At 35.5% G+C, this 26786-nt stretch carries 24 protein-coding genes; 6 read left to right on the forward strand and 18 right to left on the reverse strand.

Annotated elements, in window-relative coordinates:
* Window positions 1-201: 201 nt before the first annotated feature.
* From ACHRVX_RS13590 to ACHRVX_RS13630, 9 genes are all read right to left on the reverse strand, one after another.
* Window positions 202-1119, reverse strand: coding sequence for a helix-turn-helix domain-containing protein (locus tag ACHRVX_RS13590; protein WP_395333048.1), 918 nt, complete (start codon window positions 1117-1119; stop codon window positions 202-204).
* A 2-nt stretch (window positions 1120-1121) separates the two neighbouring features.
* Window positions 1122-2048 (reverse strand): oxidoreductase, encoded by a 927-nt coding sequence (locus tag ACHRVX_RS13595; protein WP_395333050.1) that lies wholly within the window; start codon window positions 2046-2048, stop codon window positions 1122-1124.
* Between the two features lie 225 nt (window positions 2049-2273).
* Entirely contained in the window at window positions 2274-2636 is a 363-nt protein-coding gene (locus ACHRVX_RS13600; RefSeq protein WP_395333052.1) for a hypothetical protein, read from the reverse strand.
* 32 nt (window positions 2637-2668) lie between these two features.
* Complete coding sequence (locus ACHRVX_RS13605; protein ID WP_395333054.1) at window positions 2669-3484, reverse strand: SDR family NAD(P)-dependent oxidoreductase; 816 nt, start codon at window positions 3482-3484, stop codon at window positions 2669-2671.
* 42 nt (window positions 3485-3526) lie between these two features.
* Window positions 3527-4354, reverse strand: coding sequence for a type 1 glutamine amidotransferase domain-containing protein (locus tag ACHRVX_RS13610; RefSeq protein WP_395333056.1), 828 nt, complete (start codon window positions 4352-4354; stop codon window positions 3527-3529).
* 22 nt (window positions 4355-4376) lie between these two features.
* Complete coding sequence (locus ACHRVX_RS13615) at window positions 4377-5027, reverse strand: NAD(P)-dependent oxidoreductase (RefSeq protein WP_395333058.1); 651 nt, start codon at window positions 5025-5027, stop codon at window positions 4377-4379.
* Window positions 5028-5152: 125 nt separating this feature from the next.
* Entirely contained in the window at window positions 5153-5890 is a 738-nt protein-coding gene (locus ACHRVX_RS13620) for an SDR family NAD(P)-dependent oxidoreductase (protein WP_395333060.1), read from the reverse strand.
* Between the two features lie 130 nt (window positions 5891-6020).
* Window positions 6021-6899, reverse strand: coding sequence for an oxidoreductase (locus tag ACHRVX_RS13625; RefSeq protein WP_395333062.1), 879 nt, complete (start codon window positions 6897-6899; stop codon window positions 6021-6023).
* Window positions 6900-7031: 132 nt separating this feature from the next.
* Entirely contained in the window at window positions 7032-7604 is a 573-nt protein-coding gene (locus tag ACHRVX_RS13630; RefSeq protein ID WP_395333064.1) for a Crp/Fnr family transcriptional regulator, read from the reverse strand.
* 462 nt (window positions 7605-8066) lie between these two features.
* Between ACHRVX_RS13630 and ACHRVX_RS13635 the strand changes: the two genes are divergently transcribed.
* Complete coding sequence (locus ACHRVX_RS13635) at window positions 8067-8114, forward strand: hypothetical protein (protein ID WP_395334089.1); 48 nt, start codon at window positions 8067-8069, stop codon at window positions 8112-8114.
* A gap of 158 nt (window positions 8115-8272) precedes the next feature.
* On the opposite strand, the gene ACHRVX_RS13640 is transcribed toward ACHRVX_RS13635, so the two are convergent.
* Window positions 8273-9139 carry a DMT family transporter gene (locus ACHRVX_RS13640; RefSeq protein ID WP_395333067.1) on the reverse strand — a complete coding sequence of 289 codons (867 nt, stop codon included), beginning with the start codon at window positions 9137-9139 and terminating at the stop codon, window positions 8273-8275.
* Window positions 9140-9255: 116 nt separating this feature from the next.
* On the opposite strand from ACHRVX_RS13640, the gene ACHRVX_RS13645 reads away from it, so the two are divergent.
* Window positions 9256-10116, forward strand: coding sequence for a LysR family transcriptional regulator (locus tag ACHRVX_RS13645; protein ID WP_395333069.1), 861 nt, complete (start codon window positions 9256-9258; stop codon window positions 10114-10116).
* Window positions 10117-10119: 3 nt separating this feature from the next.
* Here ACHRVX_RS13645 and ACHRVX_RS13650 read toward each other — a convergent pair whose 3' ends face one another.
* Window positions 10120-10566 (reverse strand): GNAT family N-acetyltransferase, encoded by a 447-nt coding sequence (locus ACHRVX_RS13650; RefSeq protein ID WP_395333071.1) that lies wholly within the window; start codon window positions 10564-10566, stop codon window positions 10120-10122.
* Between the two features lie 267 nt (window positions 10567-10833).
* Here ACHRVX_RS13650 and ACHRVX_RS13655 point away from each other — a divergent pair, with 267 nt between their 5' ends.
* The 4 genes from ACHRVX_RS13655 (at window position 10834) to ACHRVX_RS13670 (ending at window position 13674) form a co-directional block, all read left to right on the forward strand.
* On the forward strand, window positions 10834-11202 hold the full coding sequence (locus tag ACHRVX_RS13655; protein WP_395333073.1) for a helix-turn-helix domain-containing protein: 369 nt from the start codon (window positions 10834-10836) through the stop codon (window positions 11200-11202).
* Between the two features lie 181 nt (window positions 11203-11383).
* On the forward strand, window positions 11384-11782 hold the full coding sequence (locus ACHRVX_RS13660; RefSeq protein ID WP_395333075.1) for an ACT domain-containing protein: 399 nt from the start codon (window positions 11384-11386) through the stop codon (window positions 11780-11782).
* Between the two features lie 151 nt (window positions 11783-11933).
* Window positions 11934-12668: an SDR family oxidoreductase gene (locus tag ACHRVX_RS13665; protein WP_395333077.1), complete on the forward strand. Its 735-nt coding sequence runs from the start codon at window positions 11934-11936 to the stop codon at window positions 12666-12668.
* A 214-nt stretch (window positions 12669-12882) separates the two neighbouring features.
* Window positions 12883-13674 (forward strand): sulfite exporter TauE/SafE family protein, encoded by a 792-nt coding sequence (locus tag ACHRVX_RS13670; protein ID WP_395333079.1) that lies wholly within the window; start codon window positions 12883-12885, stop codon window positions 13672-13674.
* 443 nt (window positions 13675-14117) lie between these two features.
* On the opposite strand, the gene ACHRVX_RS13675 is transcribed toward ACHRVX_RS13670, so the two are convergent.
* From ACHRVX_RS13675 to ACHRVX_RS13705, 7 genes are all read right to left on the reverse strand, one after another.
* Complete coding sequence (locus ACHRVX_RS13675; protein WP_395333081.1) at window positions 14118-14675, reverse strand: Crp/Fnr family transcriptional regulator; 558 nt, start codon at window positions 14673-14675, stop codon at window positions 14118-14120.
* Window positions 14676-14762: 87 nt separating this feature from the next.
* Entirely contained in the window at window positions 14763-16259 is a 1497-nt protein-coding gene (locus ACHRVX_RS13680) for an aminotransferase class V-fold PLP-dependent enzyme (RefSeq protein ID WP_395333083.1), read from the reverse strand.
* 13 nt (window positions 16260-16272) lie between these two features.
* Window positions 16273-18285 carry a cytochrome c biogenesis protein CcdA gene (locus tag ACHRVX_RS13685; RefSeq protein WP_395333085.1) on the reverse strand — a complete coding sequence of 671 codons (2013 nt, stop codon included), beginning with the start codon at window positions 18283-18285 and terminating at the stop codon, window positions 16273-16275.
* Between the two features lie 129 nt (window positions 18286-18414).
* The gene (locus tag ACHRVX_RS13690; protein WP_395333087.1) at window positions 18415-21210 is read right to left on the reverse strand and encodes a M16 family metallopeptidase; all 2796 of its coding nucleotides are present in this window, start codon (window positions 21208-21210) and stop codon (window positions 18415-18417) included.
* An 81-nt stretch (window positions 21211-21291) separates the two neighbouring features.
* A complete protein-coding gene (locus ACHRVX_RS13695) occupies window positions 21292-22428 on the reverse strand; it encodes a redoxin domain-containing protein (RefSeq protein ID WP_395333090.1) in 1137 nt (378 codons plus the stop codon).
* A gap of 85 nt (window positions 22429-22513) precedes the next feature.
* Entirely contained in the window at window positions 22514-25336 is a 2823-nt protein-coding gene (locus ACHRVX_RS13700) for a M16 family metallopeptidase (protein ID WP_395333092.1), read from the reverse strand.
* Window positions 25337-25556: 220 nt separating this feature from the next.
* Window positions 25557-26741: a redoxin family protein gene (locus tag ACHRVX_RS13705; RefSeq protein ID WP_395333094.1), complete on the reverse strand. Its 1185-nt coding sequence runs from the start codon at window positions 26739-26741 to the stop codon at window positions 25557-25559.
* Window positions 26742-26786: the final 45 nt, after the last annotated feature.

Consider the following 26786-nt stretch of genomic DNA (forward strand, 5'->3'; position numbering starts at 1 on the left):
ATAAAAAAAAACGTTGATAAATGTCAACGTTTTTTTAAGGAATCACTTTCTGGTACTGCAAAAGCGATACAAAAAAAAGTCATTATGGATCATGGAAAATTTAGTAAAACATAATTAAGTAAGTCTGCAGTCTAAGTTTTAAAACAATTCGAAATTCTCTTGCCAGGAAATCTTTAGTTTTCGTTTGGTCTTTGTAGTCCATTAATTAAAAGATGCCCTGTATTCAAGCGGGGATACATTCATTTTTGTTTTGAATAATTTGCTGAATGACTGTGGATGCTCAAATCCTAATTGGTATGCAATTTCGCTTACTGAGAGATTTGTATTCACTAAAGCTTCTTTCGCTTTCTCAATTAGTTTGTTATGAATATGCTGCTGGGTGCTTTGTCCTGTCACTGCCCTCAGCATATCGCTTAAATAATTAGGCGATAGATTTAATTTTCCTGCAAAATACAGAACAGTTGGCAGACCATGCTCAAGTATTTTATCTCCTTGGAAATACTCCTCTAGTAATATTTCCATTTTTATCAGTATATCATTACTTGCTGTTTTTCGGGTAATAAACTGCCTGTTGTAAAATCGGTTTGAGTAATTGAGCAATAACTCAATTTGAGAAACCATTACATCCTGACTATACGGGTCAATTGAATGATTGTATTCCTTTTCAATGTTTTTGAATACTGTTTCAAGCATTGCTTCTTCTGTTTCACTCAAATGAATGGCCTCGTTAACAGCATAGGAAAAAAATCCGTAATTCTTAATATTTTTTCCAAGTGGGTAAGGTCGAATTAAGTCGGGATGAAAAACCAGCCACCAGCCTTCTGGTTTCTGGTTATCTCCTTCAATAGAAATCAATTGTCCCGGTTCCATAAACCCCAAAACCCCTTCATCAAAATCATAATAATTCCGGCCATATTTGAGTTTATTCTCAACGCACCGTTTTTTTAATGAAATGCTGTAAAAGTTCATTACCAAACTTATAGGATCCTGGCTTGGAGCAGTAATATCCTCAAAATTAATCAATCCGATATAAGGATGCTTCGGTCCAGGAAGTCCAGATAATTTATATAACCCCGAAATGGAATCAATCTTGAAGAGATTATTGTTTTTGCGTGTCATTGTCAATTAAAATTATATTTTATACTTGTCAATTTTTCAGAAACTTCCCATAGTTTCCTGGCAATCTGTTTGTCGTATGATTTGTCGCTTGATTTAACCAGTTGAGGATATCCGCGCAATTCTTTCCATCTTGTCGGACCAAAGTATTCTCCGCCTTTCGCACCTGTATCGGTTGCCGCTCTTAGTATAGGCAATGCACCTATTTCAACTCTTTGCCCAATAATATTATCCATAATGGACTGCATAAAAAAACCTGCGTGCCTTTGAAGATTAGTTTTAGTCCAGCCCGGATGCGCAGCAGTAACAGTTATTGCTGTATTGTTTGCTTTGAGCTTTCTGTCTAATTCATACGCAAAAAACAAGTTTGCCAGTTTGCTTTGGGCATATGCTACATCCTTGTTATATTGTTTATCAAAATTTAAATCATCAAAATAAATATCCGGTTTTCCCATTTCCATTTTGTGCAATACACTTGATTGTATTGCTATGCGGGAGTTTGGCGTTTTTTTTAAAACATCCAAAAGCAAACCAGTTAATAAGAAATGTCCCAGGTGATTTGTTCCAAATTGAATTTCAAAATTTTGCTTTGTTAGCTCACGTTTTGGCGGTGTCATTACACCTGCATTATTTATAAATACATCAAGGCGCTTATGCTTCCTATGAAATTCATCTGAAAACTTGTGTATGGAAGAGAAGTCAGACAAATCTAATTGCATTAGCTCCAACTTAGCATTAGGGTTATCTTTTTTGATTTTAGAAATTGCTTCCTTTCCACTTTCCAAGTTCCGAACGGTCATTATTACATGAGCACCTTTACTGCTCAAGACTTTTGTTGCTTCTAATCCAAGTCCGCTATTCGCCCCTGTAATGAGAATTGTTTTTCCTTGCTGTGAAGGAATATTATCTGTTGTCCAATTTTTTGTTGTCATTTTTCTTATTTTAAAATATGGTATAAAGTTCAGTGGTCTTTATTTTGTGATAGTAACCAAATCCCTGTATATTGTATCCAAATCAAGGTTCTTTCCAGTTCAATAATTGGCGTAGAAGCAAGTTATAAATAATAAAAACCGCTGATAAAATTCAACGGTTTTTATTATTTAAATTGGAATTTATCCTATCAAAAACGAGCTTACTGTAGTTCAGATCTACTCTTCTTATTTGTTAACAAATACGTAAAAAGATTTTATTTTATTGTCTTCAAAAAAGACAATATCCGTACCTGTCAATACTGATGGAGATCCTTCCGGGCCAGCACTCCACTCCAACTTAGCCACATTATTACTCATGACACTTTCTATGGTTTGAGTGATAGAAAAATCAGGAGGTAAGCTATTTAAAAGGCTGGTAACTTTATTATTTATGGCTTCATATCCAAAAAAAGATTCTTCGTCCATATCATACATTTCTACGTCTTTGGTGTATATTTTTTCTATAACTTTGAGTCTAACTGCTTCATCACGTTCGTTCCAAATCTGTGTTAAATGCTCTACCAATAATTTTTCGAATTCTTGTTCCATTTTTTTATTTTATAAAATTGATTAATATTATTTTATCCGTGAGCTAAATCTGATGATTCACTCCATTGTTCCCATTGCGATAAACGGTCTTCGTAAATATGCTTTACACTCTGCAATACACCTTTACCGAAGAAAATCCTAAATGGTGGATTTTCCGCATCTACTATTTTTAAAATTACATCTGCTGTCGCTTCTGGATTACCTATTGGCATTTTTTGAACTTCTGCATACATAGCGGCTTTGACACTGTCATAAGCGCCTATCGGTTCACTTCTAACAGCAGAAGATTGAGACCAGTCTGTTGCAAATGAGGCAGGCTCTATTATGGTGGTATTAATTCCGAAACCTTTTATTTCTCCTGCCAATGATTCGCTGATTGCTTCAACAGCCCATTTAGAAGCGTTGTAAATTCCTAGTGTAGGTACTGAAACAATACCAAGTAAACTTGATATTTGGATAATGTGGCCATTTCCCTGATTTCTCATAAACGGTATAGCTGCTTGGGTTATCCATAATGTTCCAAAAACATTTGTTTCGAATTGATCGCGAACTTCCTTTTCACTGGCTTCCTCGATAGTGCCAAACAAACCATAACCTGCATTGTTAATGATAACATCTAACTTTCCGAAATGCTGATGTGCTTTTTCCACCACTGAAAAGCACTGCGCTCTGTCTGTTACATCTAGCTGAAGTGGAAGAACCTTATCGCCAAATTCTGCTACCAATTCATCAACACTGGTTAAGTTTCTCGCAGTGACAACTACATTATCTCCCCGTTTAAGAAATGCTGTTGCCCATATTTTTCCGAATCCACGGGATGCCCCTGTAATTAAAATTGTTTTTTTCATTTTTTCTGTGCTATCTAATTAGACTTTTTTTTCTTAAAACGATTACTTGCCAATTGCCTCCAACACTTTGTGGGCAGTTTCTGTACCTGAATAATTTTGCTGGCCTGTGACCAGATTTCCATCGCGTACTGCAAAAGGTTTCCATATTTCTCCGCCTACATATTTTGCTCCAATTTCTTTCATAGCGTCTTGAACTCTCCATGATGTTAAATGCTGTCCTTCCGGGATAATTTTATACTGCCACAGCATTTTATTAACAGCATCTTCTTCCGCATTGGCAAAGCCGGTTACTGTTTTTCCTTTTGCTAAATACTTTCCATCTGAAAGTTTTGCATATTTAAGAATTGCTACCCCATGGCAGAGAGCAGCTGTGACTTTTTTTGCTTCGTAAAACGCCACAAATTTCTTTTGAAGGTCTATAGCTTTTTCAAAAGTATACATTGGTGCCTGACCGCCGGAAACTACAATAGCATCAAATTTAGCAACATCAATCTCACTAACTTTCTTAGTGTTTTCAACCAGTTTCATCAAACGATCTGTTGAAATAAAACCCATTGTAATTAGATCGTTTGCTGAAGTGCCACTTGGATCACGAGGGTCACTCATAGCATCTGCAATACATTTTCCTCCATCGTTACTGAAAATTTCTACTTGATAACCTGCATTAGTAAATTCAAAATAAGCGTGCGTTAATTCACTCCACCAAAAACCTACTGGCATTTTGGTTATTTCAGAAACGGCCGGGTTTGAAATTACAATAGCGATACGCTTCGTTTTTGGAAGATTATTTGATTTTGGAAGATCAACTGTTTTAAAAGACATCAATAATGTAGCAAAAATTGCTGCTGTAATAAATGTTAGTTTCTTCATTTTTTTGTTTTATTTATATAATTTAATAACCGATTGTAAATGGCTTGCCTACAAATTGCTGATTTTTGATTTCATCAACCAACGCAACTGCATAGTCTTCGAATGAAATGTTGCTTGCCCCATTTTCGTCAGCAACCAGACCAGTAGTCCCTAATCTGAATTTTCCTGTGCGTTCACCTGCCTGTATCATAGCAGCCGGGTTAAAGTAAGTCCAGTTTTCCAGTCCCGAATTTTCATAAAATCCTTGTACTTCACCATGTGCAAAAATTGAAGGCTTATATTCGTCCGGAATGTTTTTCATAATTTCGGTATTATCCAACATTTTCAAACCCGGTGCAATCTCATTATTAGTACCGCCTCCAACGGCAATAATTCTTGTCTGAGGTTGTTTTTTTAAGGCGTTTATAAGGTTTTGATGCGCTTGTTTAAACTGTTCAGGTGTTAGTCCTGCATACAGTGATATTGCAGCTACAATCACATCTTTGCCAGCTATTAGCGATGGTAATTCTTTTTCATTCAGCAAGTCGCCTTTAATAACTGTCAAATTGCTGTGCTTTAGTTCCAAGGCTTCTGGTTTACGCTGTACAGCTGTTACTTCATATCCTTTATCTAGTGCTTCTTTTAAAATTCGCTGACCAATGTTGCCAGTACCTCCAATTAATACTATTTTCATAATTTTTATTTTTTTAATGTTATTTCTTCTTTGATTTAACTATGCAAAGTTGCATCGCAAACAAGTCTTCAGAAGATGAGATATGATAAAAAAAACCGTTGATAAATGTCAACGGCTTTGTATTTTTACCATGGACTTATTCCAGTCGAGTCCTGTATGTCGTTACTAAAATATTTACCTGTTGGTCCGTTGTCGTCTGTGAGCGTATGTTTAATGATAAAGGATGCTGCACTTTCGATTGACCCTGTCCCAATATGGTGGTTGAAATCAGTTTTTGTAAAACCAGGGTCAATAGCATTTACTTTGATTGCTGTATCTTTTAGCTCATAGGCTAAAACAGCAGTGAATGCATTCAAAGCAGCTTTTGAAGCTACATAAGCAACTGGTTTTACATCATAGAATATCCAACTTGGGTCGCTGTGTAATGTTAAAGATGCCAACCCCGATGTAACAATAGTGATACGTGGACTTTCAGATTTTTTAAGCAGATCTAAAAATGCTTGTGTAACACTAATTCCACCAAAGAAATTAGTATCAAACACATTTTTAATTTCATTGATAGGTGTGTCAATGGCAGTTTGGGGGAATGGTCCGTGTATACCTGCATTATTTATCAAAATATCCAATTTACCCTGTTCCTTTTCGATAGTATTTTTAGCAGACAAAATGGAGTCATATTTAGTGGTATCTATTTCGATTGCCTTGATATTGTCAAAACCTTTTTCTTTTAATTCTTTTACAATTTCGTTTCCCTTTTCAAGGTCACGGCTTCCCAAATAAACGAACAATCCTTTTTTTGAAAGTTGTTTGGCTGTTTCCAAACCAATGCTTCTATTGGCTCCTGTAATTAATACTGATTTCATTGTTTTTATTTTTTTAAATTAATAATACAAAGTTGCATAACAACCAAGTCTCAAGTCGATGAGGTATGATAAAAAAAACCGTTGATAATTGTCAACGGTTTTCTATTAATAGGCATTATTATAATTTTAATTACACTGTTGTACCAATCTTATCTAATTCAAACAAAGCCTCTGCAGATAGTTCCAAAGAACCCGCCAGTATATTTTCTCTTAGATGTTTCACAGATGATGTTCCTGAGATAAGCAGAATATTTTCTGATCGCTGAAGCAGCCAGGCCAAGGCAACTTTTTTTGGACTTTCACCAATTGAAGCTGCTATACGTTCCAAGATTTCAGATTGAATGGGCATAAAGCCTCCAAGTGGAAAAAAGGGCACAAATGCGATTCCTTTTGCTGCGAGTTCATCGATTAATAAATCGTCTTTACGGTAGGCCAGGTTATAATGATTCTGCACACTTACAATGTCGCTTATACTTTCAGATTCTTTGTATTGTTTATAGCTTATATTGCTTAATCCAATATTTTTGATCAATCCCTGTTCCTTTAGTTTTACAAGTACTTTAAGAGGTTTGTCAATAGAAGTTTCGTCAGTACCCATTGGAAGTCCCACACGAAGATTGACAATATCCAGGGATTCCAGTCCAAGGTTAAGCAGATTCTGCTCAACGGCAAGTATAAGTTCCTCTTCTGAAATTGCAGTTAGCCAGGACTGATCGGCTCCTCGTCTTGCTCCTACTTTTGTTACTATAACTAAATCTTTTGTGTACGGAAAAACAGCTTCCTTAATGATCTGGTTTGCGATATGCGGGCCGTAATAGTCAGAGGTGTCAATATGATTAATTCCCAGGGAAATTGCTTCCCTTACAACTGCAACAGCTTCTTGTCGGTTTTCGGGTTCTCCCCATGCATTGTGGCCCACCAGATGCATAGCACCGTAGCCAAACCGATAGACAGTTTTCCCTGTTCCTTTAAATGTAAATGTTCCGCCTAATAATTGTGATGATGCCATAATATTTTAATTTTTGATTAATAATAAAGCAAAGTTCCATCACAACTACTCCATACAACGATGAGATATGATAAAAAAAACCGTTGACAAATGTCAACGGTTTTTTTATAAGCTCAATTTTTGGCTGTATGGCTACTTTTTCCTGATCCTGCTTAAAGTTTCTTTGGTTATTCCCAGAAAGGATGCTATGATATGCTGTGGAAATCGCTGAATAAACTGCGGGTGGTTTTTGCTGAATTCTTCATAACGTTTTTCTGCCGAGTTGCTTATAGTAGAGCTAAATCTGCGCTGTGATGCAATAAAACTTCTATTGTCCATCATTCTTGTCATTTCTCCAAATGATGGTATCTTTCCCATTAGATACAGCATATCTGCCACAGTAATAATAAGCAGTTCGGTATCTTCCCACGCATCGATATTGTATCTTGAAAGGGTAAGCATAACGGCACTTTCACGGTCGCTTGCCCACCAGTTTTCAATATATAACTGTGCAATGTGCTCTACCCCTTTTTCATCTACACTATATTGACGCATAGCTCCTTTTACAATAAAGCCTACATATTTGCATACATCACCTTCCTGCAGGAAATATTGCTTTTTCCTTATTTTTTTGGGCTGAAAACTAGCTATAATTAGATCTTCCTCTTCCTTGGTAAGCGGCAAATTCGTATATTGATTGATATAGGTTATTAATTTTTCGTGCATTGATTTGATCATTACTTTAGAGTGATGCAATATATAAAAAATGTATTTATCTAAACAGCATTTCTTTTAGGGAATATTAGTCGCAAAGAGCTACTCTTTGGAACAGCCCTTTGTGCTTTGATCACTCTTTACAAGTTTTTTCTTTTTTTTATACTAATTCAAAAATTATAAAAACTAAAAAAAGCCCACAATCAATTCTCTTCGATGATAACGTATTTTTAAGAGAAGCTATCCACATAAAATATAATTATAGTGATATTTAGCACAAATGTCTTTTAGGGTAGTAACTACCAGTTTACTGTAGAAAAGGCTTACTTGATTTATCAAACGACATTGCCCATGATGAAGATCATTACTCATTACATCAGGTCTTAAATACAGTCAATAAACAAATCTAAGTACTGCCTACTGATGTAAAAACATTTTTGTTCTAAGTGAAAGAAAGGCTTAACCAATATTGAGATTGCCGAACATCTCGATATATCAATCAAAACCGTCGAATCCAAATGACAAAATCCCTGTCCGTATTAAGGAGTTCACTTGAACAAAAGATTAAAATTTTCCTGTTTGTCCTTTTGGGAAAATTTTTTTTTTATATAAGATTAATGCCAGCAATGCGAAATAATTTTACCTCTTATTTAAAATCAGGAATACAGTTGCATCTTACCTTACTTAGATTTAAATGAAATGTTTAATTCCGAGTATAAAGTGGCTGCAAATATCAATAATCCCCCAACAAACAATTTCCAAGTTAAAGGCTCATGCAATAAAAACAAAGATGCTATTGCTCCGAAGAGAGGTTCAAAAAGATAAATTACCGCAACTTTTTCTGCAGATAAATACTGCTGGGCAATCATCGATACCGAATACATATAAGCTGTTGAAAATATAGCGCAATACATAACTCCTGTCCAGAAATCCTGATCTTCAACCGCCCAAATTTGTGAATTATCAACAATTGCCAAGCATAAAGCAATTATGCTGCCCGCTGCAAACATGGGAACGATTGCAGTAGCTATTTCATACTTATCTTTTTGTTTTTCTACCATTATCAAATAAATACTAAACGAGATAGTTCCCAAAATCACATAAACAAAACCCTGATTTAAAGTTAGTTTACCTGAAATGGTTATCAATGATAAGCCTGAGAGCGCAATAAGTGAGGCTATCGATATTTTTCTGGAAAAACCCGTACGATATACCAGCCATTTTATAAAAGGAACCAGAATGACGCATATACCCGCAATAAAAGTGCATTGTGAAGCCGGGAGGTATTGCAAACCTTTGGTCTGTAAAATCATACTGACAGTTAAAGGCACAGCTAGCATACTACCACACGTTAGGCTTGACAGGCTCACTTTTCGTACATATTTTGAAAAGCATACTGAAAGAATGACTGTAGCCAGGGCAAGTCTGTAGAACAAAAAAACATACAGTGAGCCTGCCTGAACCGCCATTTTAGTTATCGGAAAAGACATTCCCCAAAAGGCAGTTCCCAATAATAAAAGTATAAGATATAATGTTGCTTTTTTCATAAAAGTCCTTCAGTGTCTCGTCTATGAGAATTATTTTTTTAGTACTAAATTGTTTAAACATCAAATAAATTCCCCAGAATAATTGACAAATAATAATTATTATTAAATTGCAAAATATGGATATACAGCAATTAAAATATTTTCTGGCCCTGGCCAATGAACTGCACTTTTGGAACACAGCTGAGAAAATGAGTATAACGCAGTCTGCCCTAAGCAGACACATTATGTCCTTAGAAAGTGAACTTGGCTTACAGCTTTTTGTCCGCAATAAGCGTAATGTCAAACTTACTCCTGCAGGCGAATTTCTCAAAGAAAAGTGGAAAGCCGAATTGATTCAGTTCGAAGCTATCCAAAAGCACGCCCTGCAAATTCACCTGGGGCAGTATGGCACGGTCTCTATAGCGCATCCCGATTCCATATCATCCTTTTTCCTTCCCGATTTCATTAAAAAAATATACGCTGTATTTCCAAAACTAAAAATTGAGCTTCTGCAGCTCACTTACGAACAACAGGAAGAATATCTTAAAAACTACAAAATTGATTTAGCTTTTAGCCGCGAAGAAAATCAGTCCCCCCTAATTGGTTCAAAAAATCTTTTTTCAGAGAACTTATGTATGGTTGTGCCTATCGACCATCATTTTAAGACAACAGATGATGTGACAAATAAAACCCTTCTCACTCAAAAATTTATTTTAACCACAGGAGGTGCAGGCAGCAGTTATGACTCCCTTATCGCCAAAGTTTATAAACACTATCAGATAGACCCACACTCCCATATTTCGTGCGAATTTGGGTCAACCATTATACCTCTAATAAGAAATGGACTGGGTATTTCAATCCTTCCACAATCTTATGATCGACAATACAATAATGAAGTCCGGTTTATTCCACTAGCATTTACTACCAGCTTATATATTAATTGGAGAAAAGACGATCCCAATACATTAATCAGCAATATTCTTGAATTGATCCTGTAATAATTAAAGCTTAAGCATTTCGATATGCATGATACCATCTTCATCATATGGTTGTCCCTGCGCTAGAAAACCAAGCGAATTATAGAATTTTGACAAATGCTGCTGAGCCCCTATACGTATAGTGGACCCCTTGAACAGTCTTTGACAGGCTTCCACTGAGTTTTGCATCAATTCTTTCCCTAATCCCAATCCTCTAAAAGCTGGGGCTGTGATCACTCTGCCTATTGAAATTTCCCTGTATGACACCCCTGCAGGAACAAGGCGTGAATATCCGGCAAGAACACCATTGATCATGCAAATAAGATGATAGCTGTCCTGGTCTTTATTGTCCAAGTCCTGAAAAGCACAATTCTGCTCGACAACAAAGACTTCATTTCTTAATTGCAGAATAAGATACAATTCATCATTGGTTAATTCCTTAAATGATTTTGTAATATATGTAGTGGCCATAATTTTTGATTTATATGTTATTTTATCAAGTACAAAATAAAATAATAATGCCTTAAGGCATTTTTATTTTGATGTAAAGGTAAACAAGGGACTAATGTCAACAAATGCTGTTTTTTACTCAACTAATTCATTTATTGCATTATTATATCTTAATCAAAATCTTCCTGCCTAGGAAGATAGAAGTATTTAAAAGCTATAATTTATTATCTTTACCAAACAAATTCATGCATTTATAAAATCTGAATTCATAAATACTATCCAATAAAAATGCAACAAGTTATCTCATCTCGAAAAATAGAAATCACAGAAAAATTTATATTAGAACTGGACAAACATTTAAATGAACTTAAAACAGGAGTAGTTGAAAAAGCACTTGAAATTCATGAGCTCGCAGATCTGCTGTTTATAAAAAAAAATCATTTGAGCGATACGGTAAAGGAGGTTTTAGGTAAATCGCCATGTGATATATATGAAGAAAAATTGGTAGCAATTTCAAAAGATTTAATTGAACATTCAAACAAACCAATCAGTGAAATTGCCCGTACATTAGATTATGATCCCTCAAACTTTACGAAATTCTTTAAAAGATTTACCGGACGTACCCCTAAAGAATATAGAAATGAAACTCAATCCTAAAAAATTAAAGGTTAGCTTTTAGTAAGACCTTTTATGGATAATCCCTGATAAAGTAAAAATTATTCAGGTCTAAAAGGTAAAGAATGGTTTGCTCAATTTTCATTTGTGAGTCAGCCATACTAAGTTTTGTATCTATTTCTAAACTTTAATAGTTACATTTTTAACAATCTAATTAAATCCCATGGAAGGCGAAACTAACCTAAATATTATTTTAAAAAATTTAAATCCAGTTCTCAATGATGGACAGTATGTATATTCTAAAGTTGAATCTATTGCTAAGATTCCTCTCGCCAAAATTTTATTCTTTTTTAATGAACAGGAAGGCATTACAATAGTTATAAAAAAACAGGATGCCTTGGAACTCGACTTAAAGTTTTCCTACGTCGCAGCATGGATTACTCTTGAAGTTCATTCCTCTCTTGCTGCTGTTGGTTTAACTGCTGCATTTTCACACGCCCTGGGTAATGCTAATATCAGCTGTAACGTGGTTGCTGCATATCTGCATGACCATATATTTGTAGATGAACGAGATGCTTCCAAAGCTATGGAAGTACTGGCCGGGCTTAAAGGAAAGTCCTAAAACAGGGTCTAATTTTATGCAGTTTCCAAAAAATATCACTGCGAAGATCACAGATTACAGAGCTGAATTGCAATCTAATTAAAACAGGAGAGTTCACCATTTTTTTAGCTTCAGAATTTTGAACTTTGCCTCTTAATTAATAAGAGATCATATGACAGCTAAAAAAACTGTGCTCATTACAGGAGCAAATAAAGGGATTGGATTTGAAACGGCAAAAAGATTGGCAGAATTGGATTATTTTGTTTTTATTGGAAGCAGAAACCCAGAAAATGGATTACTCGCCGTTAAAGAATTAAATGCTTTGGGGTACAAGAACGTCGAGAGCATTCAAATCGATGTCACCAATTCAGAGTCGATAAAAAATGCAAAAGTAACACTGGAGTCAAAAATCCAAAAGCTGGATGTATTGATCAACAATGCTGGTATTACAGGAGAAATGCCACAAAATGCTTCCAGTATCACACTCTCAAATTTACGTGCTGTTTATGATACAAATTTTTTCGGCCTTATCGAAGTAACGCAGCATTTCCTGGAATTGCTAAAAAAATCAGACGAGCCAAGAATTGTTAATGTTTCAAGTGATTTGGCTTCATTGAGTAATCACAAAAATCCTGAATATCCATTCTACGAGGCGAAAGTAACTGCATATTGCTCGTCCAAGACCGCACTAAATGCTTTTACTGTAATGTTATCACACGAACTTAAAAATGAAACACGATTTAAAATAAATAGTGTCAATCCGGGATTTACAGCAACTGACCTAAATCACTTTACAGGAACACAAACTATTGAACAAGGAGCAAATGCTATAGTAAAATACGCAACAATTGGCAATGACGGGCCTACTGGTGGTTTTTTTGATGATCAAGGCGAAATTGCATGGTAGAATGATTACCATAATTAAGAAAAAATGACTGAAGTTTAAACTTCAGCCATTTTTCTTTTTAACCCCAATATGTAACTTTAAAAGTATTTTTGCCAATCCTCAGCAGCAATCTGAAAGTTACTATTGATCAGTTAATTTCTTAATTAAACTGTTTTTTATAACATATGTTTCAATTATTTTATTTTTTGTAATCCATCTTTGTAGAAAAAAGATTATGGAGTATTTGGGGTATTCTGCTTCAATTCTTATTGGAGTCTCTTTAGGCCTAATTGGTGGTGGCGGGTCAATACTGACCATTCCAATCTTAGTCTATCTTTTCAGGGTAAATCCAGAGCAGGCAACCTCTTATTCACTATTTATCGTTGGATCTACTGCTTTATTTGGGAGTTATAGCCACTACAAAATGGGTAATTTGAAAATCAAATCTGCGTTATGCTTTGCTATTCCTTCTGTCATATCAATACTTATTATCCGTGAGATTATTTTCCCACATATTGCCGCTACTCTTTTTTCAATTGCATCTTACAGTGTTTCAAAAGATCTTCTAATCATGGTTGTCTTTTCTGTTTTGATGATTGCTGCTTCAATTTCAATGATTAGAAAAAATAATTGTGGAATGAGGAGTATCCCAACCAATTATATCCAACTCAGTATCATAGGTTTTTCAGTTGGAATCATAACGGGTTTTTTGGGTGCAGGAGGCGGATTTCTAATCATTCCCGCCTTGCTTTTTTTTGCCAATTTATCTATGAAACAGGCTATTGGAACCTCTTTGTTGATCATTACAATCAATTCTTCTATTGGTTTTGCAGGGGATCTATACATTGGATCGCCGATAGACTTTCCTTTTCTATTTGGAATAACTGCAATGGCACTTATAGGTATGTTTATAGGAACCCAAATTTCACGAAAAATTGATGGAGCAAGATTAAAACCGCTGTTTGGGTGGTTTGTACTAATCATGGGTTTTTATATCATTACCAGAGAAGTTTGGTTTTCAAATTAAACAGTTGAAGAATCAGCTCCTTGCCTAAGATTTGGCCTGCATGTCTCATTTAGATTAGAAGTGCCTAATAATGTAATAAGATGTATTGTATATTCCGCAAAGTAGTTTTGCATTCTGTGACGTTTTAATTGACAAGCAATAGTTTATACTCCACTTATCGCTTTTTCATATCACTTTCAAAATAGTCCAAATTTAGATATTTTCAGATAATTTTATCATCCAATCCAAAATCCTTACCATTTATTTTTTGAAAGAAATATTCCATCAAAGTCTCTCTTCCAGACTTCCTTTATCAGCGACACTTTTCTTCATATGAGCTAAGTTTTACAATTCGCATTTAAATCAAATACATTTTATGAGCAGTAAAAAAAGGGAATCCTTAAAAATATTTTTAAGAATCCCCTTTTAGTTAACAAAGCAGATTGATGAATTAATTATTATAACTAAATTTGACCTAAGGTTTTCGTTGTAATACCCAAATAAGACGCCATAAGTTTCTTGGAAACCCTAAGTTGTATCTTCGGATACTGTTTTATAAACTGTTCATAACGGTCTTTTGAGTTGGTGCACATAAAATTAAGAATTCTCTTTTGAAGCACTATATTATTGGCACTGCTTTTTTTTCTGAAAAAAAATTCCATTTTCTTGGACAAGGCACACAATTTTTCTTTATCAGCATAGGATATGGAATACAGCACTGTGTTTTCAAGACATTTAATATCAATGCTTGTCGAGCAGCCTGTGTTAAAAGATTGTATATCAGAAATCCAGTTATCTTCCATCGCAAATTGGACTATATGCTTTTTGCCTTCATCATTTAAATGAGAAGCTACAACAAGTCCACTGACTATGAAGAATTCAAATGGAGCCGTTTTTCCTGATTCCACTAGGTAATTGCCTTTTTTGTATGTCTCCCTGACAAAATAATGCTCAATCTGCTGATACTCCTCATGAGAAAGCTGAATTGTTTTAGCTATATTTTCTTTAAGTGTTTTCTCCATTCTAGTTCTTGTTAAAACTATTTCTACATTAAATTCAAATGATGAAAATTAATTATAGAATAGCCTAAATTAAATAAAAAGATAAAATTACTCCAATACGAACCATTGCTTCACATCTTGGGCAATGGTTTCCTTAGCCAGCACACTTTCAAACTCGTTATTGCGGGCATTATACTCATATCCTTTCTGCCAATCCTTGTAATTACTAGTAATTTCTTTTATAGCATTGCAGATAAATAGAAGTTCATCGTTTCTCATTGTAGGATGCAGCGATATTCTTACCCATCCCGGTTTCTCCGACATATTGCTTTGCAGAATACCTTCAGTTATGGCTTTTGATTCTTCCTCCCCGATTTGAAATAAACTATGGGCATAGGTACTAGCGCAGGACCAGCCGCCACGTACCTGAATACCAAATCGGTCGTTCATAAGCCGGACAATCAGGTTGTAATGAATATTATCAATGGTAAAGGAGACACACCCTATACGTTCTGTCTCGAGATCTCCTAAAATATTTAGTCCCTCCACCTTATCAAGCTGTTCAAAACAGATATCCAAAAGCTCTCTTTCCCTGTTTCTCATATTCTCAGTCCCCATTTGTTCTTTAAGCTGCAAACACAAAGCAGTGCGCATAACCTGCAGGAAACCTGGAGTTCCTCCATCTTCTTTTACTTCTATTGCATCACTGTAGTGATAACCACCCCATGGATCTGTACACTTCACATTTCCTCCACCTGGATTATCCGGAAAATTTGATTTGTATAACTTTTCGTTAAAAACCAAAACACCGCAAGTTCCCGGTCCGCCTAAAAATTTATGTGGCGAGAAGAAAATAGCATCCAAGTATTGTTCGGGATCTTCAGGATGCATATCTATTTTTACATAAGGCGCAGAGGCTGCAAAATCGACAAAACATAGCCCACCATGTTGATGCATAACTTTTGCCAGCTCATGATAAGGTGTAATAATTCCTGTAACATTAGAACATGCCGTAAATGATCCTATTTTTTTTCTGCCAGAGTATTTTTTTATTTCCTGTTCTAATATTTTAGGATCAACCAGGTTATTTTTGTCTCCTGGCAGAACCACAACATCGGCAATAGTTTCATACCAGGGAACCTGATTGGAATGATGTTCCATATGAGTAATAAAAACAACCGGCCTCTCTTCCTCGTAGAGGAGATTTACATTGTAAATATTATCCGCAGAGCGTAAACCCATGATTCGCTGAAGCTTAGACAAAACAGATGTCATTCCTGTTCCTGTTGTTACCAAACAATCAGACTCATTTGCATTGACATGCCTTTTTATCAATGCTCTTGCATGCTGGTATGCATAAGTAGAAGCTTTGCCTGTTTCGCTTGAAAAAGAATGGGTATTGGCAATCATAGGCCCAATTTTATTGAGCATTATTTCCTCTATTGGAAAATATAACCTTCCACTAGCAATCCAGTCTGCGTACAATAACTTTTGTTTTCCGTAAATGGATTTAAAACTATGACTTACCCCAATTGTATTTCCTCTGAATTTAGAAAAATGAGTCTCTAAATTCTCAGGTATTGTTTTATCCAGAATAGCATTCATTATGTATAGTGCTTTAAATACTTTTTTTCTTAAAATTTTTAATCCCTGTATTCAGCCAATTATAATACTCTTCAATATCAGGGTTATAGGCAGAAGGAGTTGTCAGGTTTTCACTGTTATGATCAACTATGACATAAAATGGCTGTGCATTTGCCTTATACCTTTTGATTTGCAAATCGCTCCATTTATTACCAATCGTTTTGATTTTTTTACCCGTAGTTTCAGAAACATATTGTTCATTTTCCGGCAATTCTTTCTTATCATCCACATACAGGGAAATCAGAACTACGTCATTATTTAAAACCCCTAAAACTTTTGGGTCAGACCAAACCAGTTCTTCCATTTTGCGGCAGTTAACGCAGGCATATCCGGTAAAGTCCAACAACACTGGTTTTCCTGCTTTTTTGGCAAACTCCATTCCTTTTTCATAATCATGAAATGTGATGATATTCTGGGGACCATATTCTGCACCTTCTGGCAGAGCTGACTTCATTTCTGCTGGACCCTTAGAAGCTCCAAATCCGTCCGGTGATTCGCTGTACTGCATCGGAGGAGGAAATCCGCTGATTAATTTTAACGGTGCTCCCCAAAGTCCCGGAATCAGATATATAGTAAAAGTCAATACAATCAGTCCAAAACTCAACCTTCCCACCGAAATATGGTTCAACGGAGAATCATGAGGCAACGTAATTTTACCGAATAAGTAAAATGCCAAAACGCCAAATACCGCAATCCAGACAGCAAGGAAAACTTCTCTTTCAAGCCAATGTAATTGCAGCACCAGGTCGGCATTTGATAAAAACTTGAAGGCTAAAGCTAATTCTAAAAAACCAAGAACCACTTTTACTGTATTGAGCCATCCGCCTGATTTTGGCAATGCATTCAGCCATCCCGGAAAAGCAGCGAATAAAGAGAATGGCAATGCAATTGCAGTGGAGAATCCTAACATCCCTACAATTGGAGCAATTCCCCCTTTTGAAGCAGCTTCAACCAGTAAGGTCCCAACAATTGGACCTGTGCAGGAAAAAGAAACAATAGCAAGAGCCAATGCCATAAAGAAGATTCCAATGAGCCCTCCTCTGTCCGCTTGAGAGTCGACTTTGTTGGCTAGGGAATTTGGCAGCATAATTTCAAATGCACCCAAAAAAGAACAGGCGAAAACCACCAGTAAAATAAAGAAAATAATATTGAACCAGACGTTCGTTGAAAGCGCATTCAGTGAATCGGCACCAAAGACTGCCGTAACGATAGATCCCAACAAAACATAGATTACAATAATTGAAAATCCATAAATTAAAGCATTTCTGATTCCGGCTGCCTTGGTTTTACTTTGTTTAGTAAAAAAACTTACCGTCATGGGAATCATCGGAAACACGCACGGAGTCAATAAAGCAGCTAGGCCTGATAAAAAAGCAATAATAAAAATGCTGATTAATCCTCTTGATTCACTTTTTTCACCTGAATTCACAATCGCTTTCTCAGGTTGTATTTCAGTTTCAGCAACTGCTTTTACTTCTGTACCTACTGAATCTGTTTTGGTAAGGGCTAATCCTAATGAGGAAGCCATTTTTTTCGCATTGGGAATTTTAAAAGATAATTCTTCCGTTGAAGGCGGTAAACAATTGCTGTCATCACACACCATAAAATCAACATCTGCCGCTATATTAACCACTTCGTCTGAAGTAAGCTTTATTTTTTGCTTAAAAACGGCTTTATCTTCAAAATACTTAATTTTCATATCGAAGATTTTATCGACCGTTTCATGTCCTTTATCTTCGGATGTTTTACCGATTAACTCGAATTTTTTTGAAGTGTTTTTAAATGTAAAAGCAGTAGGAGACGGTCCGCCCTCTTCGATATATTGACCGTATAGATGCCAACCGGACTGTATTTCTGCCTGAGCCTTTAAAATATATTCTTTATCAGAAACCTTTTCTACAGATGTTGTCCATTTCACTGGATTATACATCTGTCCAAACATAATGCAGCTCACAAGCAGAAGTAAGGTTGTTAAAAATTTTTTCATTTTTTTTTGATATTTTAATTTTGATTAATATAAGAGCTGTCGGCAAACAGCTCTTATAAGGTCTTTCACAGAAAATGGCTTACTAATTCAGATCCTAAAATAAAAATGATGAAAGACGACTATTAAAATTTATTGTAAAGGCTTGCCGTCCTTGTCAAGAGATCCTGATTTTATTACAATCATCTTATCCAGCTGAATGTACTTTTTGATAGCATCGTTAACTTGTTTCAATGTTACTTTTTCAATCTCTTTTGGATATTGATCGATATAACTTGGTTCCTGCCCTCTTTCAATAATATTCAGAATGGTGTGGCACAATCCTCCTGTTGTTGCGAGTCCAACTTTAAAACTTCCAATCAGGTTTGCTTTTTTATTATCTAATTCTTCTTGAGTAATACCATTTTTTGCCCATTTGTCAATCTGAACCATTGTAGCGTCTAATCCTTTTTGAAATAAATCAGGATTGAAAGAGGCATTAACCATCCAGTACCCTCCTGTATATATATTTCCACCATGCATTGATGAAATGCTGTATGTAAGTCCGTCCTGATCCCTTACTGTCTGCATTAAACGTCCTGCAAAGCCAGCACCTAACGTATAATTTGCAATGTAAAAAGGAATATAATCAGCATCAGCTCTTTTCAAGCCTGTGTACTGTCCAATGTATAATTCGGCACTTGGCTTTTCAGCAATGGTAATCACTTCTGTTCTTGAAGGCACTTTTGGAGTTTCGTCAAATTTTAAAGTTTCTGCAACACCGCCATTCCAATTTTTGAAAGACTTCTTTAATGATGCGTTCAAGTTTGCACCTTCTGTATCTCCAACTATAACAAAATGCATTGATGCTGGTCCGAAATACTTTTTATGAAATTCTTTCACCTGGTCCAGAGTTGCATTTTTGATATTGGCCAGGTCCTCTTCAACACTTAAACTGTAATTTGGGTTTCCTTTTGGATAAATCGCCTGCAAAAGGGCAATACTGCCTCTTTCTCCTGGGTCATTCAAACTTTGCTGCGTATTTCCTGTAAGCTGTTGTTTCAGGTTTTCGAATTCTTTCTGATCAAATAAAGGGGTACGCAATTCTTCAGCTAATAAAACTATAACCTGGTCTAGATCCTTTTTCAGGCATTTGAAACCAATACTAATTTTGGTTGGAGATCCGTTTACATTTAAGTTCACCCCTAATTTTTGAAGCTTTTCAGAGAATTTGAATTTATCATTAAGTGTAGTCCCTTTTGACAACATGGATGCTGTCAAGGTAGGAATAATCGGATTTTTACTTTCATTGATAAAATTTCCTAATGAAATACTGGCTGCAACTGTTACAAAATCTTTTGCAGATGTTTTTACTGAGACCACATCAATACCGGCTACTTTTTCTCTTTTGTAAGCAGAAGTCTCTTTTTCGATTGCATCTAAATCTTCTGCGGCAACCGCTGATAATGCCTTTTCTGCTTCAAAAGATGCGTATTGGGTAGTACTTTGAGCATCACTATGTTCAGGATGTCTGTAATAGAACGGCTCTTTTTCCGGCATAAAATTATTGGCCTGCACTGATGCACCCTTATTTTGATCACCGGATTGTTTCGGTATAAAATATCCTGTGGTACTCTGGTCTTCTACTAAATATTTTTGAGCCACTCGTAAAACGTCAGCAGGTGTAACTTTTTTAAGCCGGTCAACTCCTGTTATAAAATCCGTCCAGTCTCCCGAAGCAATGGATTCGGTTAATTGTGAAGCAATTACGCCTGAACCGTCTCTGGCTAAAATTGTTTGTGCATTGATATTGGCAACAACACGATTTACCTCATCCTGACTCACTCCATCTTTTTGAATTTTAGCAATAACTTCAATCAATTTAGCGTCAATATCCTCGTGTTTTGAGGTAGTAGGAAATCCAACACCGATAGTAAAAAGCCCCACTTCCTTAAAATTACTTGCATTAGAATAGGCATAAATTCCCATGCCGCTATCAACAAAAGTTTTGTTTAAAATAGCAGATGGTCCTGAACCAATTATTTCCCCCAAAATATTCAGTGCGGGAAGATCTTCATGCAAAGCTCCCGGAATTTTATAGGATTTGTTGATTACGCCCAATTCACCAGGTTTTTTTACGATAATTTTGCGAGGCCCATATTGTTGTGGTTCTTCGGTATAGGGCTGAGGCATTGCTTTTGGAGATTTTGTAATTCCTCCAAAATACATTTCTATCAATTCAAAAATATTCTCTTTTTGGAAATCTCCAATAATAGTTAAAGTCGCATTATCGGGCCAGTAATACGTGTTGTAAAAGTTACGAAGAACCTCAATTGGTGCTTTTTCAATATCTGATTTCCATCCAATTGTAGAGTGATGATACGGATGCGCTATATAGGCTGCCGCCCATATTTCTTTGTCCAGCAGCTCATTTGGATCGTTTTCTCCTCGTTCAAATTCATTACGAACAACGGTCATTTCAGACTCCTTATCCTCTTTTGTTAGTAAAGAATTACGCATTCTGTCCGCTTCAATTTGTAATGCCAGTCCAATTTTGTCACTTGGCAGTGTTTCAAAATAATTGGTCCTGTCGTACCAGGTTGTCGCATTTAACTGCGCACCTGTATTTTGAAGCACATCGGTAATTGTATTTCCGTTTTTCTTATTGAAAGTTGGAGTTCCCTTAAACATTAAATGTTCTAAAAGATGCGTTGACCCCGTGTTTCCTAAAACTTCATTTTTCGAACCTACACGGTACACAACTTGCACCGTTGCAACAGGGGAGGAATTATCCTGCATGAGCAATATAGTCATGCCGTTGGGCTGGTACAAAAACTCTTCAATACCTCCTAACTCTTTCACTTTCTTAAAGTTGACTGATTTATTCTGCGCTGACATTAGGGTGCAGAATGCTAATGAGCAATAGCCCAGCAAGATATACTTTTTCATTTTTTTTAATTGATAATTAATTAAGAGTATAAGATGATTATTAAAATAACAATCATCTTATATAGAACCCTAAAGTATTTATTATGATTTTTTACTAAAAATTTCTTCCAATTTAGCATGAAGTGCTTCTTCTCTAAGATTTTTGGCTACAATTTTTCCATCAGGACCAATTAAAAAATTAGTAGGAACTAATTTTACACCGTATAAAATACCAACTTCATTTTTCCATCCTTTTAGGTCAGAAATGTGAGTCCAGGTTAAACCGTCTTTCTCGATCGCTTTCTGCCATAAATTCTTTTTATCATCTAAAGAAACGCCTAAAACATCAAATCCCTTATCATGATATTTTTTATATGCAGCAACCACGTTCGGATTTTCTTTTCGGCATGGACCACACCAGCTTGCCCAGAAATCAACCAGAACATATTTACCTTTATAGTCAGATAATTTTACAATTTTTCCATTTACATCTGTCTGTGAAAATTGTGGGGCAGTAGTTCCCGGGGCGGTACGATCCTCTATGTCAATGGCAGCTTTAAGCCTTTTGCCATATTTTGATTTTTGAATTTGCGGAGTTAGAATCCCGTAGTACTTTTTTACCTGTTCCGGAGTGCCATACGATAATAAACGTTCCTCTATAATCAGTGCTGATGCTACTTTGTCTTTATTCTCCACAATAAATTTGTCGGTCATCTTATCTGCCAGATTCTGCAGTTCCAGCCAGCGCTTATCCATCATGGCTTTCTGTTCCCCTACCAATTTTACTTTACCATTTTTTGTTAAGGAATCAGACAATTTATATAGAGGTCCCGCTATATGGCTTACATTTTTAAATTCATTTTTGTAAAATGACTTATAAATAGAATCCTGCATAGCACCTGAGAATTTAGCATTAAAAATAGAATCTTTATCGGCTTCAAATGAAATCGTCTCATTATCTAAAATGAATAAAGGTCCGCCTTCCTTTGCTCCTTTTAATTTGATGCTGTATAGTAAAGGTTCCTCTACTTTGCCTTGAAACGTAAACTGACCATCCTTAATTTCTGCAGAATCTTTAGTTTTTTTAGCCCCGTCTTCAAATTCAAGGTAGACCATGCCATTCTTCAGATTTGTAAATTTACCATTGATTGTGTAACCGTCTCCTTTATTTGAGCAGGAGGTAATGACACTAGCAAGTGCTAATGCGAGAATACTTGTTTTTAAAACTGTGTTTTTCATTTTTTTTTGTTTAATATTTTTAATTATTTGAAATATGATTGTATTGTATACTTAAGTTTTTAATCTCGGAAAGTTGAATTAATATTTAACGATTTTTATAAACTTCGGGTTTAAAGATAATTTCATATGATTTTCCTTCATTTAAGACTTTCGCAACAAGAGTTTGAATATCTTTCTTTGTCATACGATTAACTATATCTTCAAAATTCTTCGGGTCATTTATGTTCTCGCGAAATAAATAATAGTCGGTGATAAGGTTCATATCGTAACTTCTTTCCTCTTTATATTGTTCCCTTTCTTTAATTAGGTTTGTTTTTACCTTGGCTAGGTCTTCCTGTTGTATATCTCCATTTGCAATCTTACGAAGTTCCTCTTTGACGATAACTGCGAGCTTATCCGCTAAATCTGGATTGCAGTCAAAATTGAAAGTAATATAGAACTCTGACATTGGTTCCCTTAGATAATATGAAGATGCATGTGGACTGTATGCTCCACCTTCGGCCTCCCTAACGGTGGCAGTAACCTTGAGCTGCAGAATTTTCCCTAGTGCTGTTGCATAAACACTATTGGAAACAGAATAAGGCAATGCTTTTTTATAAGCAATATTAACTGTTGCCTTAGGGTCTTTCATTTCAAGATTAATACTCTTTTTAATTTGATTAGAAAGCCATTGGGGCTGGCTGGCAATGAAATTTTCTTTTTTGTTATGGGCAGGTATGCTTGCAATATATTTTTCCAGAAATGATTTAAGCTCGTTTTCTTGAAGATCACCCACTATAAAAAATTCAAAATCTGAAACATCGGCAAATCGCTCCTCATATATTCTTTTAGCCTTGTCAAATGAGATGTCAGCAACATATGCTTCGTCAAAAATTCGTTTTTTTGGATTGTTTTTACCGTACAAGGCTATAGTGAGACTATCCTGCATCTTTGTACCCACATCATTGTTTCGAGACAATAATGTCGTATTCATTTGATTTTGAATCATCTGATAACCCTGAAGTTCAAAACGAGGATGAACAAATGTCAAATAGACCATTTTCAGCATTGTTTCAGTATCCTTAGTACTGGAATAACCATTAACATTTTCATTTATATCACTGATATTAATATTGACATAGGCTGTTTTTCCAGCCAAAAACCTATCCAGCTCTGTAGCAGTGAAATCTCCCAGACCTGACATTTGCGCTAAATCCGGAACAATTCCGGCCGAAGGAAGATCTTCATCCTTAAGAAGAGAGGTACCGCCTTTACTGATTGCATTTAATACAACACTTTCTTTTTGTTTATTCGAAAATTTAAAATGCACTTTTACGCCGTTGCTCAGGATAAAAGTTTTTGCCTTAGTGTCATTATTTGCAATAGCCTTCACTATTTTGCCGCTTTTAATTTCCATGCCGGAAATTAAGTCTTTATCAGATAATGTTTCTGTATATGGTTTTAGCTTATCACTGCTTTCAACAGACGATATAATTTCCTTGGCGTCTTTTTCTGTTAAATTATAATCTCCTTCCACACCTGTTATATTTAAGAATCTATTGTTGGGTGCATACAGCCTTTTAATAGTCTGGTGCAATTCCTCGGTGGTCAGATTACTAAAGATAATCTTAGCATATGCATATTCCTGCTCAATATCAAGCAATGCTGCATTGGCCAAAAAATTAGACTGAATTTCCTGCTCAATCTCTTTATGGCTCCACTCATTCTTTTGGGCAATTTGATTTTCGTAATAGTTTTTAAATTGCTCAACAGTACGGTCCGTCTCTGATTGAATAAAACCATAACGAACTGCACGTACCACTTCAGAAAGTACTTCTTCAAAAGCTTCTTTTTGTTTATTAGGCTTTGGTGATATACCAATAATAAAATTGTTGGATGTTCTGGTTAGTGGACTATAACCTACTCCCGCACTTAAAAAATTTGATGCTCCATCTTTTGATTTTTCTGCAATTCTCGCAGACAACATTTGTGTTACGATAGATTCCAGCAATGAACGCTTTAAATCGCCAATAGTTTTATTTTCAAGCGAGCTTTTATGGCGGATACCAAATGCAATAGATGCTGAAGACACCTCAGGGTCTTTTCCTAAATGATAAAGAATTTCATTATTATCAGGAATTTCAACCGTAAAACGTTTTTTTGCATTTTTCACCGCTGGAATTTTTGAAAATTCCAAAAGGATTCTTTTCTCAATCTCATTAACATCCACGTCTCCAATAACAGCGATAGCCTGTAAATCTGTTCTGTACCAGTCGTGGTAAAAGTCACGAATTGCCTGATATTGAAAACCTTCAATAACTGAAAGCAATCCGATAGGCATCCTGTCAACATACTTGGAATTGTTGTATACAACTGGCATTGATGCATTCAAAAGTCTCATATTACCCACCTGACGAGTTCGCCATTCTTCCTTAATTACACCACGTTCAGCATCGATTTCCTTTTCTGTAAGTAGCAGGTACTTTGACCAATCCTTTAGAACTGTCAAACAAGTGTCGATCAAACCGTCTTTAGTTGGAATATTACTCAAATTATAAACAGTTTCATCAAAAGAAGTATAAGCATTGATATCCTTCCCGAAAACAGCTCCATGTTTTTCCAGAGAATTGAGCAGCTTTTTCCCAGGAAAGTGTTCTGTACCATTAAAGGCCATATGTTCTAAAAAATGAGCTAATCCACGTTGGTTTTCGTCCTCGAGAATAGAGCCTACATTTTGGATAATATAATAACTCGCAGCACCTTTGACAGCCTTAGTGTTTTTAATATAATAGGTCATGCCATTTGCAAGGACACCTTTTTTTATGGAGCTATCCATTGGAAGCATATCATTGTAATTTATAGTTTGTGAAGTTCCTTTGGAGCTAAACAGTATAAAGAAGAAAAAATAAACTATTGCAATATGTTTCATAAATATTTAAATTATTAACCGTTATCCTTACGGCCAGCAGTTATATTAATGTGTGTTTTAATTCAGTAATATGTTCAATTCATACATGTTACTGAATGATTTTAGTATTCACTAATAGAAAAAGCGATGCCCATCCGCTTTTATACCAGACAAAATTGGTAACGGTTAAAATATATTTTTTATTTAAATTTTGATTATTACTGAATAATATCGTGTTGTATTATACTTTAAATAATTCTTCTAATTTTTGATCAAGCGCTTCACCTCGGAGGTCTGTGGCTATTATCACTCCGTTTTGATCAACTAAAAAGGTAGCTGGAATTGTAGTTACCAGAAAAGATTTGCTAACCGTATTGTTATCAAGAAGATTCGGCCATTTCATATTTTCCTGTGTAAGGGCTTTGTTCCATGCTTTGGAATCCTTATCGATTGAAATACTTAAAACTTCAAATCCCTTAGAATTGTAATTTCCATAAGCCGTTTTAAGATTTGGGATTTCTTTTCGGCATGGGGAACACCAGGAGGCCCAAAAATCTATCAGAATGTATTTTTTACCTGCAAAAAGATCTTTAGAATTAAACTTCTTACCATCCTTATCACTTAAAATAAAATTATTAATCTTTGTACCTGCGAGAGTTTTAGGATACAATTCTTCTTTTGCCAGCTGCCCGTAGTAGCTATTTTTTGCCTCTTGGGAAAAACTTTCGAAAAGAGGCTTTTGCTCAGGTGTGAGGTAACTTAGCTCTTTCATCATAAAAAATGGCCCCCACCATGTATCTTTATTCTTTAAAATAAGATTTTTGGTAGAGCTTTCCACTTTTTTGAAAAACTCACCTTCTTTTTGGGAATAATTTTTCCATTCTGCCGACCCTTGAATGGAATCCAGTACCTTTTTGTTATTCTCTCCAGATGCTTTTAATCGCATGGTTAGCATTTTCTCGCTGTCTTTATTGTAGGAAGCATAATCATTATCCAGTTCCTTTTTGAAACTTGTTTCCTGGGCAAAATAGTCATTTGATTTAGACCCCTGCACAGTAGTATTTTCAAAAATAATCTGTCCACTCTCCTTGTTAATTTTCGCCGTTGCGGTTAATTTAATTTTTGAATTTTCAACCATAATAGGAATCATTCCGGTATTCTTACCAAAAAACATCAGATAAAAATAACGCGGTTCTTTAAGTTTGCCCGTTAGGACAAATTTTCCATCTTTTACCGTAGCATCCATAATAGAGGGATCACTAGAATGGGTTGCACCTGGAATTAACCCAACCTTTACACCGTCGTTAATCCCCGAAATACTGCCTTCAATCTGAAAGGAGTCTGTAGAAGGGCTCTTTTTTTGCCCCAGCATAAAAGAAACCGCAAATAAGCAGATATAAACACTTGCAATTTTAACTTTATTCATTTTTTTTATTTTTGTTGACTTGTTTATTATGATTATTTTGATCAG

Source organism: Flavobacterium sp. FlaQc-47 (genome assembly GCF_044006475.1).
GTDB lineage: Bacteria > Bacteroidota > Bacteroidia > Flavobacteriales > Flavobacteriaceae > Flavobacterium.